The sequence below is a fragment of the Pseudomonas sp. PGPR N4 genome (assembly GCF_059693665.1).
Window position 1 is genome coordinate 191,083 of record NZ_JCAUKV010000004.1, and the last position, 14,509, is coordinate 205,591.

General features: G+C 53.9%; 10 protein-coding genes, 1 tRNA gene and 2 pseudogenes. 10 read left to right on the forward strand and 3 right to left on the reverse strand.

What is annotated here, in order from left to right; translation table 11 throughout:
- Positions 1–39 precede the first annotated feature (39 nt).
- From AC58X1_RS17580 to AC58X1_RS17605, 6 genes and pseudogenes are all read left to right on the forward strand, one after another.
- Complete coding sequence (locus AC58X1_RS17580) at positions 40–288, forward strand: hypothetical protein (protein ID WP_497429223.1); 249 nt, start codon at positions 40–42, stop codon at positions 286–288.
- Positions 289–385: 97 nt separating this feature from the next.
- Positions 386–461 (forward strand) — tRNA-Thr (locus AC58X1_RS17585).
- A 675-nt stretch (positions 462–1,136) separates the two neighbouring features.
- A pseudogene (locus tag AC58X1_RS17590) lies at positions 1,137–2,122 on the forward strand (tyrosine-type recombinase/integrase); the annotation flags it as partial.
- A gap of 917 nt (positions 2,123–3,039) precedes the next feature.
- Positions 3,040–3,911, forward strand: a pseudogene (locus tag AC58X1_RS17595) (integrase domain-containing protein).
- Positions 3,908–4,183, forward strand: a complete 276-nt coding sequence (locus AC58X1_RS17600; protein ID WP_497429224.1) for a hypothetical protein — start codon at positions 3,908–3,910, stop codon at positions 4,181–4,183. Before AC58X1_RS17595 ends, AC58X1_RS17600 begins: the two are co-directional and overlap by 4 nt.
- 352 nt (positions 4,184–4,535) lie before the next feature.
- On the forward strand, positions 4,536–6,485 hold the full coding sequence (locus AC58X1_RS17605) for an ATP-dependent nuclease (protein WP_497429225.1): 1,950 nt from the start codon (positions 4,536–4,538) through the stop codon (positions 6,483–6,485).
- A gap of 414 nt (positions 6,486–6,899) precedes the next feature.
- On the opposite strand, the gene AC58X1_RS17610 is transcribed toward AC58X1_RS17605, so the two are convergent.
- The 3 genes from AC58X1_RS17610 to AC58X1_RS17620 are packed head-to-tail and all read right to left on the reverse strand — an operon-like array spanning position 6,900 to position 9,332.
- Positions 6,900–7,433, reverse strand: coding sequence for an ATP-binding protein (locus AC58X1_RS17610; protein ID WP_497429226.1), 534 nt, complete (start codon positions 7,431–7,433; stop codon positions 6,900–6,902).
- Positions 7,430–7,897: an ASCH domain-containing protein gene (locus AC58X1_RS17615; protein ID WP_497429227.1), complete on the reverse strand. Its 468-nt coding sequence runs from the start codon at positions 7,895–7,897 to the stop codon at positions 7,430–7,432. Before AC58X1_RS17615 ends, AC58X1_RS17610 begins: the two co-directional genes overlap by 4 nt.
- Positions 7,857–9,332: a GNAT family N-acetyltransferase gene (locus AC58X1_RS17620; RefSeq protein ID WP_497429228.1), complete on the reverse strand. Its 1,476-nt coding sequence runs from the start codon at positions 9,330–9,332 to the stop codon at positions 7,857–7,859. Before AC58X1_RS17620 ends, AC58X1_RS17615 begins: the two co-directional genes overlap by 41 nt.
- Before the next feature lie 530 nt (positions 9,333–9,862).
- On the opposite strand from AC58X1_RS17620, the gene AC58X1_RS17625 reads away from it, so the two are divergent.
- From AC58X1_RS17625 to AC58X1_RS17640, 4 genes are all read left to right on the forward strand, one after another.
- Positions 9,863–10,177, forward strand: coding sequence for a hypothetical protein (locus AC58X1_RS17625; protein WP_497429282.1), 315 nt, complete (start codon positions 9,863–9,865; stop codon positions 10,175–10,177).
- Positions 10,178–10,313: 136 nt separating this feature from the next.
- A complete protein-coding gene (locus AC58X1_RS17630; protein WP_220632741.1) occupies positions 10,314–10,814 on the forward strand; it encodes a sigma-70 family RNA polymerase sigma factor in 501 nt (166 codons plus the stop codon).
- Positions 10,814–11,761: a FecR domain-containing protein gene (locus tag AC58X1_RS17635; protein WP_497429229.1), complete on the forward strand. Its 948-nt coding sequence runs from the start codon at positions 10,814–10,816 to the stop codon at positions 11,759–11,761. The genes AC58X1_RS17630 and AC58X1_RS17635 overlap by 1 nt, the downstream gene beginning before the upstream one ends.
- A 111-nt stretch (positions 11,762–11,872) precedes the next feature.
- Entirely contained in the window at positions 11,873–14,290 is a 2,418-nt protein-coding gene (locus tag AC58X1_RS17640) for a TonB-dependent siderophore receptor (RefSeq protein WP_497429230.1), read from the forward strand.
- Positions 14,291–14,509 lie beyond the last annotated feature (219 nt).

Below are 14,509 nucleotides of genomic sequence, written 5' to 3' on the forward strand. Positions count from 1 at the left end.
GCCCGCAACAAAGACTGTCACCGAACGGACTTCGACATCGTGATCCCGATCAAATCCACCGCCCTGCTCAGCTTCGCCCTCGCCGTAACCGGCTGCACCAACACCACCAGCAACGCCCCCGGCAAAGCCCTGGGCTGGGACACCCCCGCCATGCAACTCGGCGGCGACCGCGGCCTGCCGCTGCACGTCGCACAGCCCTGCCGCAAGCGCGGCTGCGACAACGACAAGCTGTTTTTCAACCCCGCCAAGGCCGAGCCAGGCATAAACACCATCCACCGCGGCTGGTAGGAAATTTCTCCTTTCAGGCCGGTGAGTTACGGGTTTTTGCATTGATTGCAAGGAAGTGGTTTACACGGCTGCTCGGATAGCTATAATGCGCCCCTGTGCCGGTATAGCTCAGATGGTAGAGCAACTGACTTGTAATCAGTAGGTCCCGGGTTCGATTCCTGGTGCCGGCACCATACACACACGAAAAACCCGCCTTCTGGCGGGTTTTTTCGTTTCTGCCCCCAGCACAGCGCCGCCCCTGTAGGAGCGGCCTTGTGTCGCGAAAGGCCGGCAAAGCGGGCCCGGCAGTATCAGCGACAATGCTAAAACCGCTGAGCCGCTATGCGCCCCCCCTCCCCAACCGGCCCGCCCAGCCCGCCATGCCCCCTCCCCACATGAGATCCCCGCACTTCTCTCGTAGCGCTCCCAAGTTCACCTACTGAAGCCAGCCCGAGCGCGGTCGGCGTAGGAGCGGCCTTGTGTCGCGAAAGGGCCGCAAAGCGGCCCCAGCAATCCCAACCCAAACCGCAGAGCCCGCCAAATAGAATTAGCTGTAATGCCACGACTAGCGCATGCACATCATTTCGCAAACGCCCAATCTCAGCTGTCCTGAAGAACTGTCAGTGCAACCTCAGCCAACAAACCCGATCGGCTTTTGTGTTCTGGATTGCTTTCACAAAAGCATAGATCCGGCTCAGCAAATCAGCCGGCAAGGTGACTTTGAGTTCTCCGCCTGGCCGGCGTAGCTGTTGATGCCCATAAATGCCGAAGTGCAACCGAGATAGTCTGAATTCTCGGCCTGCACAACTTGCTGGCGTTGGGAATCTCTTGTTGATCCTCAGCAAGCAGCTCAAGCGTCCCCTATAAGGGTCGCCCTCGATTGGCACGCCGGGATGGTGCCAACGTATGCACCGGGCCATGCCAAAACATTGAGGACTCAACTAATCCCTTTGCTCGACGCCAGACTGATCGTTGAGCTGCACATCCATGACCTCACGCACCCCTGAAAGCTGTGACAAAGCGCGGCCCAATCGACGTGGCGCACAGGATCAAGAACTACCTGCAAAGCATCATGCATGAAGCCAAACGGCTGCGACTGATCACGGCGAATCCGGCTCACGACCTAGATGGCTCTATCAAGACACCACGGGTAACTCACCGACCCGCACTACCCCTATTGCGGCTCCCAGAGCTATTGGCATGCATCGAGGACTACAGAGGTCGCCCACTCACGCGCCTCACGGTGATGCTGTCGTTGCATGTATTCGTACGCTCCAGCGAACTGCGCTTCGCCCGTTGGAATGAGTTCTACCTCAAGCGCGGAATCTGGGAGATCCCCGACACCCGCCCGGCGCTGGACGGAGTGCCCTTTTCCACAAGGGGTAAGAAGATGGCCGGGGACATTCACGTTGTACCCTTATCGCCGCAAGCCGTGGCCTTGCTTGAGCAGATCTGCGCGATCACCGGCAAGTTCGAGCTGGTGTTCGCGGGAGATGCCAAACCGTGGAAACCGATGTCCGAGAACACGGTGAATGCCGCGCTCAGGACGATGGGCTATGATACCAAGGTGGATATCTGCGGCCACGGATTCCGAGCCATGGCGTGCAGTGCGCTGGTTGAGTCCGGGCTTTGGTCGGAGACGGCTATCGAACGCCAGATGAGCCACAAGGAACGCAATAACGTGCGCGCCGCCTATACCCACAAGGCCGAATTCCTCGAAGAGCGCCGGATGATCATGACCTGGTGGAGCCGGTTTCTAGAGACGAACCGCGAGGACCATGTGACGCCGTATGAGTTTGCCACGCAGACGGGCGAGAACGTCACGCGGCTTCGCAGTGCCAAAAGGACCGAGTAACCCGCCGCACCACCACCTCAACTCGCAGTGAAGTTACCCACAGCACCGCATGAAGCTCCTCCGCGCGGGTCCTTTCAAACGGGGCTGCAAAGCCGCCCCGTTTGAAAGGACCATACCTAAGAAAAAAACTGCTGGCACAGAGTGCGTCTGTGGAAAACCACTGATGTCCACCGGGGGATAGTTTTATCCACAGGTGCTAAATCCCTGAAATCGCTTTGCTTGACGAGGCGTAGACCGGGAGTTGCAAGCGCTGTCGATGACAGCACCCCGGGTGACCCGAACCTTAAAGGTCACGCCGCTCCCGCGGTGGTTCTCCCCAAGGGCGATTCGCATCCGGCAGCTCGCCCGGTCACTACCCATGTGATGGATGCTCTTACACATATAGCGCTCGTGCGCCAGATACACCGTACCTCGCTGCCCTGCAGCAACCTATCCGCTTGGCCGAATATTGCGCCAACCTGTGCCCGTCTCTTTCTTCTGGAAAGAGACGGGCACTTCTACCACTGCTGCAGCCCTGATCGCACAAGGCTTTGCGGCATTCACCCTCGTGACAATCGGCGTGACAAACGCCGATGTCACCAGCAACAGCGCTGTAGATGATGGTGCCGCAGACCAAGGAAAGGACTGCACCTGACTGACAGTCAGGTATGCCCCGGTCATCGCATTGCTGCGTTCACCCGGCTCAGGATCTTCAGGCGCTGGTTTAGTCAGCCAGCACTGCCTCCACCCGCCCACCGGCAACGGTGTTCAGGAGGCCAGATCATGAGATGCCCTTGCTCTTGGTCGTAAAGAGCCGCCAGTCCCGCGTTAGAGGACATCCCCACAGGTCGCAGGGGCCTTGACCCCTGATAACACTCAGCATTCTTGGCGGGATGACGTGGGGCGAGGATCGGAGAGCGAACGATAAGGTGACAGACATGGCATTGGTGGGTAGGCATGACGGCCGCAATTTTGGCTACGGCAGGCAATTGAGCTATGCAGGGCCGCAGGCACTGAAAGACATGTTCGGCGGTGGCCATTCCGGAACGGTCAAAGCGCACTGTGACCGGTGGTTGGCATTCGTAAAGTGGTGTCGCTCCGAACAGGGACCCGGTATCAATGATGCGCGGCAGATTGACCGAAAGGTGTTGACCGACTACGCGGCGTATCTGCGCGCCATGGTTAGGTGTTGGGTATGCAGCGCACCGGGGTCCGTCATTCGGTGCCGCAGGGTCAAGACCGTGAACAGGTTAAGCAGATCGTCAAAGCGCTTTGCAGCCAACATCAGCTACGGGCTGCTGCGATTGTTCTGATGGCGCGATCCACCGGCATGCGCTTGCGTGAGGCCATCTTGGCGGATCTGCCAAGGCTGAGCCGTGAGGCTAACAAGCTAGGCAGGATTAACATTCAGGATGGTACCAAAGGTGGCCGCGCCGGCACCTCGGCGCCACGTTGGATCGCAGTGAACGACCATGTTCGATGTGCACTTGAGTTTGCACTACGGGTGTCGCCTGCCGGTAGCCGCAACATGATTGCGCCACACGAAAGCTACCTGAATGGTCTCCAAGACATCATCCGACCTGGAAGAGAGATCCTGCACGCACACAACCTTAAAGGTTTGCATGAGCTACGAGCGGCATACGCATGTGAGCGCTACGAGCAAATCACCCAACATCGCGCGCCTATCAATGGCGGCCATTGTCACCAGTTAGATAGGAACCTTGATCGTGAGGCCCGGAAGCAAAACAGCATCGAGCTGGGGCACGGTCGGATCGACGTGGTAGCCGTCTATATTGGAGGGCGGACATGAGTAAACCATTCGACATGAAACTGTTCTTGGGGGGAATGCTTGTCGGGTCGCACGCGACACGGCAACGCCATATACGGCAAGCGAAGGCCATCCAGAATGAAATTGCAGAGCGCTGGCAGCTACGGACACCTTGGGCTTGGCAGCGAAAGCATTTGGCTTGGTTTCTTGACCATTGCCTTGCCGAGCGAAATGAGGAGACCTGTTACTACTATCTGCTCACAGTCCGGTTGTTCGCTCGGCGTCTAGGAACGTCATGGGTTTTCAATATCTGAGAGGGATTTTGCACCGATAATCACGACCGCCAGCTATCAGCCGATAGGAAACGTATGGCTCAAGCCACTCGTAGAAATAACGAGTGTTAGGCACCCCTCCTCTAGGTCGCGGAATTTGATCATTGAGAGCCTCAACCCTAACAACCTAGCGCATTTAAAACAGTTCGAACTAGCACCTATTTTCTCGCAAGTGGCCCGCCAATTCAGACCGTAGGGCAACGATTTCATCAAGTGATCATCAGTGGCCCAACGACAGTGATTGGCCAGACCACGAGAAGGGGCATAGAAAAAAAACTCCCAATGTGGCAGTCTGCCAGCACGCTGGAGCAACGGACTCACAAGGAGAAAGCATATGATAGTTGGGCTGTTATTAAGAAACTACAAAACATACCAAAGTATAAATTACATACCTCTGTCCAACGGCAGCATGTTTTCCGCAATAGTTGGCGAAAATGGCTCAGGCAAGAGCTCCGTTCTAGAAGCGCTTGATAGTTTCTTTAATTCCGCAGAGTGGAATTTAAATCACAGCCTGGCGAAAGGTTATCTCGAACGAGAACCATATATTTGTCCTATTTTTCTGATAAAAAAGGATTCTTTGCACTTCGAGCACGAAGAATATAATGATTTCCTTGAGGAAATAAGTCAAATAATATGGTCGGCAACTCCTCAAGAATTCGGTTCATCGCCGAAACCAGTCAGCGAGTTCTGTTTAAATAGAGATATTTTATTGAATAGTGGTTACGGTGCTCACAGCCACTACCTTATTCCCTTAGGACTGATTAAAACAGCCGCAGGCGCCGCACCCATCACATATTTCTCCATATTTGAATCTCTGGATAAATTCAAGGCCCTACAAGAAAATTCACTTTGGCCAGATTTTGAAGACGCAATATTTCAATACGCACATACAACATATCAATATATATACATCCCATCCGAAATAAACTTTAAAGAATACACCAAAATAGAAAGCAAAACAGTTCAGGCACTTCTAGGAACAAAAATTGAAGAGATCGTAAGGAACATAGTAAAAAAAGCGACTGTCACCGACATTAACCAGAAGCTCAATGCATTTTTAGCAGAAATCTCCAATACGCTTGAAAATTACGAATACAAAAAACCTGCAAAAAAGCAAAACCTATTTAACCAGTCCCACTTGACTGAAAAAATCATAGAAGCTTTTTTTGATAGCAAAGTCCTTACGAAAACAGTTGGCAAAGATAGTGTACCTGTAAACAACCTGAGCTCTGGAGAAAAAAGACAAGCTCTGATAGATATTGCAAGAGCCTTTCTTTTAGAGACTGAAGCAACCAGAGAGCAGCATGTTATATTCGCTATAGATGAGCCGGAATTATCCTTGCATATTTCCGCATGCTTCGAACAATTCGAAAAGCTAAAAGATATCTCTCAAGCTCGGGTTCAGACAATCGTCACTACTCATTGGTACGGGTTTATGCCAATTGTATCAGACGGCGTGGCCGTTTACTGCCCTAAGCTTGAAAGCGAACTAATAATGATTGATCTTCGGTGTTTCAGAGAAGACATCGCAAAACTTAGAAAAACAACTCAAGGCAAGCTACCGTCGGACATAGAGCTCAAAGGATTAAATGATCTCGTCCAATCAATGATAGCTTCCATAACAGGCAAAGACTATAGATGGATAGTTTGCGAAGGCTCGGCCGATAAGATTTACCTCGACTTCTATTTATCTAGGAAAAAACTGTTCATTTTGCCAGTTGGTGGATCCAAGCACGTCAAGAAAATTTTTAGATATTTAGAGATGGCTCTTGACGACCATCGAGACGACATTAAAGGTAAGGTTTTTTTACTTCTAGACACTGATAAAGCATTCGAAAAATATGATGCCAACGACTCCATTAAGCCAATTAAAATCAAGAGAATTCACAATGACATTGCTGAAAGCAGAACAATTCTGAAGCCTACAAACAACACTGAATACCACCCCCCGACGGTTATCGAGGACACACTAATCCCAAATGACTTCATAGCCACACTTAGAAGCTTCGAAAGCGATCCGGATTTTGCGGCATATGTCGAGCCTCTCTTAGAGGCTATGAACCATGACCATGAAGATTGGCCTGCGGCGCTGGCGTTCGATTTGCGGACAACAGAGCAACGCAGTATGGAGCAACTATTCAACCTACCTAAGTTCAAAGTTAAGTTTGCGCTAAAATATACTGAGACTGCCGATGTGCAAAACACTCCATTATGGATGAATGACGTAACAGACTTCTTATTCCCAACAGTTAAGAAAGTTCGTACTGCCAAATCAAAAGCTTAGCGATAGGGATACCTAGTTGAAAAAATGGATAGGCTTGTTTCCTGTAATAAGGAAACAAGCCTGGACCATATTTTTCGCCCTTAACGGCTGCTGCGTTGGTTGTATCGTCCATAGATTTGCAAAAAGCCTATAATACTTTGGAGCTGATAAATACCCTCGCCGAAGGGCCGGCACTAATTTAAGCCGGCCACCAATGACGGAGATCGTTCTGAAGCGGCCGAACTAGTAGTAAAACTACGTTCCCTGATCGAAAACTATAAAATCCTTTCAGGAAGCAGCTTTATATCAAGGATCAATGTATTCAGGCCATCAACGGCAGCACAAAAGCCGTAATCAAGAAGAGGGCTCTGAATCTACAACCAATAAATCACGCGCTGTCGAAATGACAATAGAGCCACCAAACCTTCCAAATACTTATTTGATCTTCAACCCTATATCAACAATCGCTTTTGCGAAGGTGTCATTGCTTGGCTCCTCTAATATAATCAGTGGAATCTCAAGTGCATTGCACACTAGTTGCGCCTGAGAGCGTTCCTCCGCTATGAATCTGACAGTATGGTCGACATCTGATTCCCTGCCATCTCGCTCACGAATTCGAACTGCAATAGTATGAGCGTCCGCCTCTAACAAAATTACACCCTCAAGGCTCAACGCCTTGAATACGTCCGCTCCCAAACGGGAAAACTTGCCTTTGATATTCAACAATACAAAATGCCCATCCAGTATCAGTCGGATACCAGCTTTATTATAGCGAGCGACAGCTGCAACCAGAGCGGCTTGGTTGGCCTCCACATCACTAGCCCGCTTGTCTATTGCCCAACTGGGTAGTGCACGCTCACTTTTAATCAATTTGCTGGCAGAAGTATGCATCAGACCTAAGTGCTCAGGAAGCTGAGAGGCCAGGTGTGTTTTGCCAACGCCATGCACACCAGCGACGAAGATATTCATACAAAATTCTCCGATGGAAACATTGCACTCATCACTCGCGAGAAATCTGTGGGATCGAGGTACATAAATGACTGGGGCGGAGTGAAACTTGGAAAAATCTCCTTGGGGTCGACTTGGGTGTCAGCGACCTTGACACGATTTATCATAACGCCAAATGCGGTTTTCTTACCCTTGGTGTAAGCTTTAAGCTCGTCGTAGGTAACCCCACCACCGTTGGTATTGGCCAAGGTCCAGAGGCTCTCAAAGTCGCACTCTTCGATCCGGTCTATAAAGGCCACACCAACCAATTTTTGAATCGGTGCTGACGAATACAGCACCATCACGCCGACATCGTTAGATGGCCAGCTACGGCGCAATTCGACACGTTTCGTTCCGGCAAGGATCAGATCTGCATACTTAGGTTTGATCGACAGCAGAACTGCCCTACCGCTCGGTTGCTCGGAGGATTCGGGAAAAAGAGTCATCAGAAATTTTCGTAATGGATTGAATTGGACCCTTGGCAATCCGCAGGCGCTTTAGAGTTGCGTAATGCAAAGGACTCTCAAAGTGGCTGATCAATCGAAAAAGCATCACCTTGGTCTCGGTTTGTGCCATTTCCTCTATCTGCTGGTCGGAATACACCGTTCTGCGGCTTACAATCCGCGCGATCTCATTGGCCGATCCAGACCACTCATAGCTTTCGACTACACCCAAGGTTGTTAAAGCGCGCATGTCCCGGCTACGATAAAATAGGACAATATCCCCAGGGCGTGGTTGTTTACTAGGAGTGTGGCAAAGATAAGCAAGCTTGATAGCATTACCAACATGGCGTTGAGGATGAAAATATGGAAGTGCATGCCCTGGGTCTTGATAGTCCGGAAATAAAATGTCATGAAACTGAGGCTGGATCGGGACCAAAAATTTCTGGACCTCATCACCACTAAGGTAATGCGGATAATACAATTTTACATACTTGAACGGTTCAATCTGTAGCGCAGGCGGATCAATCGGATGAGCCTTCACATAGACAGCGTCTCCTTGATAGATACCTGCGTAGCTAAAACCGAAGTCTTCAATCAAGGTCGTCAGTTGCGTTTGCTGACCGTTATTGGCGTGAAGGAAAATTGATTCGCACTGATGGTTTGTCGCGTATTTAAAAGCCGCGCGGAGGAACAACTCTCCGACCTTGCGCCCACGGACGGTTTCGCCAACTTTGAACGTGCATAGTTTCAGTGAGCGGCCAGCGAGCACATCCCCATCGTCTGTGACGGCTTCGTCGGTCTGGACTGCGAAGATGCAGATGGCGGCTATCTCATCGGCACCGTCACGATAGACCCAGGCTCGTCGACCCTCCATAGCCTTACGACGAAACCAGTCGTTAAAGCCGTCATAACCTGCCCGAATGCTATCAAAGAATGATCCTGCCAACTGATGGGTCAGTGTATGTAGCTCGACATTACCGATGTTGGGAAGCTCTACATCGCCCGGCTCATGCAGGCGGCATAGCCAATCGTTGGCAGTCTGGATGAAATACACGCGGCTGCTGAGACCCCGCTCACGCGCCTTGCGGTGCAGCCCCTGATCTTCGGTCACCAGCGCATGCGCAGCATTGCTTTCCAGCGCAAAGAGAATCTCATTGTCACACGCGTCATTTACGGATGTGTGAAGCGTGTTCCACGGGCAGGCTGGCCCAGCCTGCAGCTGAGTGTACTGGCCGAGCCTCGCCAATGTGCGTTGGCGTCGTGTCTCGTCGGAGTCACGCTGGATATCCGCGACTGACGCAGGGTGATAAAGTAATTGGTGGCCGTGCGCATTACACAGCCTCACGAAGTTTGAAAGACTGGGCTGCAGCACTACCATCGAGTCCTGAAGTGGGATCAGGATGTTGGTATCTAAAATAAAGCGAAGTCGTAGTGCCAAGGATCCCTCCAATTGGCGATCTTACATACAGTATCTATTGAGTATGGAGCTTACGCCATTTTACCTTTTATTACCAAGCTCGTCTGGTGCGGTAATTGGAGTTGCTAACGCCAGACAAACGCCGGACAGGTATCAAAGGATAGTTTTATAGATAGACTCATTCAAATATTTAGTTAAAACACTTTTAAATCAGATATTTAGCAATGCTTTCGACTCTTGGTGCCGCACCATACACACAAAAAAACCCGCCTTCTGGCGGGTTTTTTCGTTTCCGGGTTCAAGACATTCCAGCGACGCCCCGCTAGTGACCTCCTAAAGCGACACGTTCAATGACATGCCGGATGGCGCCGACGTGGTCACCGAGCCACGCCAAAGCTGTGCTGCGCCCAAGAAGAGTCGTGTATTCCCCCTTGCGCGGTGGCAGAGGACCGCTGAGTGGATAACTTCAAACGAATTCTCCAGTCAGATTGAAGTTCACGTTGCTCGGATGCAGACGGAACCTGGCACTGGCTCAGCGTGGAGGACTTGAACTGGATATCTTAACCGCCCAAGGCATCAAGCTCGCCATTGTGGCGGCAACCGGACTGTCCAAAGACGCGCTGCATATCTACGTGGGCATGGCGATCTATTTGACGCTGATCGTTGGCATCCGGCGATTCCGGCCATACCTTGGCTGGCTAGCGGTTTTAATCATTGCATGTGCTGGCGAGTGGATAGATCGACGAGACGATATTGGAAGCTTCGGATACTGGCGCTGGCAGGCAAGCGCTCACGACCTTCTGAACACCTTGTTTTGGCCGACGGTACTGACGCTGCTTTGGCTTTTAGAATGCCGCAGTAAGTAAGCGTACGCCCGTAAGACTCTCGCGATCTGCTCTATGTGATGCTTCATTCAGTGGGTGCTATGGAAAGCCCCTTGCATTAAAATCCCGCCATCATAATAATGAGATCGATTACCATTTATGCCTCGGTGTCTCTCTCATGTCGGCGCTTGATCATTCGGCTCTTCATCGGTTGTACAGCGAACATAACAGCTGGCTGAAAGGCTGGTTGCGTGTGCGTTTGGGCAACGCCGCCGATGCTTCGGACCTGGCTCAGGACACGTTCCTGCGGGTGATGACGGCGCGCAATGACGCACCCATCCGCGAACCTCGTGGCTACCTGAGCGCCATCGCCCGTTCGCTGCTGATCGATAAATGCCGTCGCCGCGCCATTGAGCAGGCTTACTTGCATGCGTTGGCCCAACGGCCGGAACCGGTGGATGTTTCGCCGGAGATTCGCTTGTCCATCATCGAGATGCTGGTGGCGGTCGATAGCCTGCTAGATGAGCTGGGCCAGCGCACGCGGGAGATTTTCCTGGCGGTGCAGCTCGAAGGTCTGAGCTACGTGGCGGCGGCCGAGCGGTTTGGGGTGTCGGTGACCACGGTGAAGAATCATCTGATTCGCGCCATGACGCGCTGCCTGTTGCTGGTGGATAACTGATGCCTGCGTCGCCCAACCTGGAGACGCTGGAGGCGGCCGCCACCTGGTATGTGCAGCTCAATGACGGCACCGCCAGCGAGGCGCGCACGCGGGCGTGGCAGGCGTGGGTACAGGCCAGCCCTGACCATGCGGCGGCATGGTCGCGGGTTGAAAAGCTTCAGGAGCAGTGGGCGACAATACCGCAGCAGGTGGCGTTGTCTGGCCTCGGTGCAGCGCAGGCACAACGCCGTGATGTACTGAAGATTCTCGGTATGCTGATAGCGGTCGGCGGTGGTACATGGATGGCCGTTGAGCAGGTGCCGTACCGCTCGATGCTAGCGCAACAGCGCACGGGCATCCGGGAACGTCGTTCGCTGCGCCTGGACGATGGCTCGCAACTGGAACTGAACGCCGACACCGCACTGGACATCCATTTCGACTCCAGACAGCGGCTAATCCAGCTACTCCGTGGCGAAATTATTGTGCAAACCGCCAAGGATCCCGCCCAGCGCCCCTTCATGGTTCAGACCGCGCAAGGTAGCGTGCGCGCGCTCGGCACCCGGTTCAGTGTGCGACAACTGCCCGAGCAAACCCTTGTCGGTGTGCTGGAGGCGGCGGTTGAAGTCAGCCCGCAAAGGCATGCCGATCACCCGCTGCGCCTGGAAACCGGCCAGCAGGTCACGTTCGATCGTGATCGGATAGGCAGCGTCCGCCCCCTGCCAGCGGGTTCGACCGCCTGGGTGCAGGGCATGCTCAGCGTCGATGATTGGCGGCTGGGCGACTTCATCGAGGAGTTGGGGCGCTATCGACCGGGCGTCCTGCGCTGTGCCGCCGAGGTTCGGGGGTTGAGCATTTCCGGCGCTTTTCGCATCGATGATACCGATACCGTGCTGGAGAACCTGGGCAAATCCTTGCCGGTGAAAGTGCGTTATCTGACGCGTTACTGGGCCAGCATTGAACCGGCTTGAAGCCGCGTCGCAGAATCTTCAGCGGCAACCTTGCTGATTCAGATTCTCATCCGTCAATGACATAAGCCGCGATACAGCGGGTTTCTGCCAAGACAACGGAAGGATCACCGAATGCCCCCGCTTTCCCACAACACTCCGACGCTGCTGAGGCGCGCCGTGCGCCTGGCCGTTCTGGGCGCTTCCCTTGCCAGCCTGTCTGGCCTGGCGCTGATGCCGGCTCAGGTCATGGCGCAGAGCCTGACCGCTTACCAGGTCGCCCCCGGGCCGCTGAGTACCGCCCTGGCCGAGTTCGGTGTGCAGGCGGGGGTTACCATTTCGTTCGACACCGAGCAGGCTCGGCATCTCACAACTGACGGGCTCAAAGGCTCATACAGTGTCGAGGAAGGGCTGTCGCGCCTGCTCGCCAACAGTGGCCTGCAAGCGCAACGGCAGAGCAATGGCGGGTACGTTCTGGTCGCGAACAGCACCGACGATGCCCTGGAACTGGGGGCTACGCAAATCACTGCCAACCAGTTGGGCACAGTGACTGAAGGCACTGGCTCATACACCCCCGGCACTATCGCTACGGCGACGCGCATGGTGCTGACGCCTCGAGAAACACCGCAATCGATCTCGGTAGTAACCCGCCAGGCGATGGATGACTTCGGGCTTGTAGCCATCGATGACGTGATGCGCCATACCCCGGGCATCACCGTATCGACCTATGACACCGAGCGTACCAACTACTATTCCCGCGGGTTCTCCATCGTCAACTTCCAGTACGACGGTATCCCTACTCTGCGCGACGCCCAATATTCGGCGGGCCAGACCCTGACCGACATGGCGATCTATGATCGCGTCGAAGTTCTCAAGGGCGCTACAGGTCTGCTCACCGGGGCAGGCGGTCCAGGGGGTACCATCAACCTCATTCGCAAAAAACCGACCTCCGCGTTCAAGAGCAGCATCGAACTGGGCGCCGGCTCCTGGGACAACTATCGCTCCCAAGCCGACGTCAGCGGTCCCCTGACCGAAACCGGCAACGTCCGCGGCCGTGTCGTAGCGGCGTATCAGGACAAACAATCGTTCCTTGATCATTACTCGCGCAAGACCGGTGTGCTCTACGGCATCCTGGAGGTCGACTTGGATGAAAACACTCTGCTGACCCTCGGTGCCGATTATCAGGACAGCGATCCGAAAGGCTCCAGTTGGACCGGTACACGCACCATCTTTGATGCGACCGGCAAAAAGCTGGACCTGCCGCGTTCGTTCAACAACGGCCCAAAATGGGGCTCTTGGGAACAGTACAGCCGCACGGCCTTCGCGAGCCTGGAACATACCTTTGATAATGGCTGGGTCACCAAAGGCCAATACAACCACCAGATCAACGGCTATGACGCTCCCCTGGGCTACATCTCCCAGGACTCCGCCACCGCCAGCTCCATCTACGCGCGCAAATACGTGGGCAAGACCACCAGCGACAGTCTCGATGTATACGCCTCGGGGCCATTCGAGCTGTTCGGCCGAGAACACGAAGTGGTGATCGGCCAGTCCCTGTCCATTTCCAAATGGAAAGCCAAGGACTACACCGCAACCACCTACTTCAACAACTCCTATGATTTCTACAACTGGGACGGCGATGCCGCCGAGCCGCTGTGGACCGCCACCAAGTTCAACGACGAAACGACCCGCCAGACCGGCACCTACGTCACCGGTCGCTTCAGCCTGACGGATGAACTGCACCTGTTGCTCGGCTCACGTATTGCCAACTACCAGGTGACCGGGACCAGCGACACTCAGGAAAGCGGTAAGGTGGTGCCGTATGCCGGCCTGACATATGACCTGAACGACAATTTCACCGCGTACGCCAGCTATACCGAAATCTTCCAGCCACAGACTCAGTACCGCACCCGCACCAGTGCCATGCTAGCCCCCAACGAAGGCAAGAACTATGAGTTCGGCCTCAAGGGTGAGTTCTTCGGTGGCCGCTTGAACTCCAGCCTCGCCTACTTCGAGGTGCACGAAGAAAACCGTCCGCTGGCCGACACGGCCTGGAACTCGCAGCCGGGCGTCGACTACTCGTACATCGGCACCAAGACCAAGACCAAGGGCTACGAAGCGGAAATCTCCGGCGAATTGGCCAAGGGCTGGCAGTTGCAAGCGGGGTATACCCATAAGATCGCGCGCAATAGCGATGGTGATAAAGTCGCCACCTGGGAACCGGAAGACCAGGTCAGCTTCTACAGCACCTACAAACTCCAGGGCAGCCTGGACAAGCTCACCGTCGGTGGCGGCGCGCGCTGGCAAAGCGCTGGCTGGCAGACCGTCAACAACTGGGGCTACCCCGGTGGTGGCCGCTACGAGAAATTCACCCAAGACCCCTACTGGCTGGTTGATCTGATGACCCGCTACCAAGTGACCGATAACCTTTCGGTCACCTTCAACGTCAACAACCTGTTCGACAAGCACTATTACACCAACATTGGTTTCTATGACTCGGCCTACCCTGGCGACCCACGCAACATGATGGTCACCACGCGCTGGGATTTCTGATCTCTGCGATCAAACCGGTTTCCTTTCTGCTGCTCATGCAACAAAGCCCTCGTAGCGATACGAGGGCTTTGTTTTAGCAGCCAGCGCGGAAAACCGGCATCAAGTAATCGATGGCTTTCTCTTCTTCGGGCGGCATCTTCTGGTTCAGCTCGACCGGCTTGAATACAGGCCACCTCGATAAAGGGGACGCCGTAGGACATTTCCCAACCTGCAACCAAA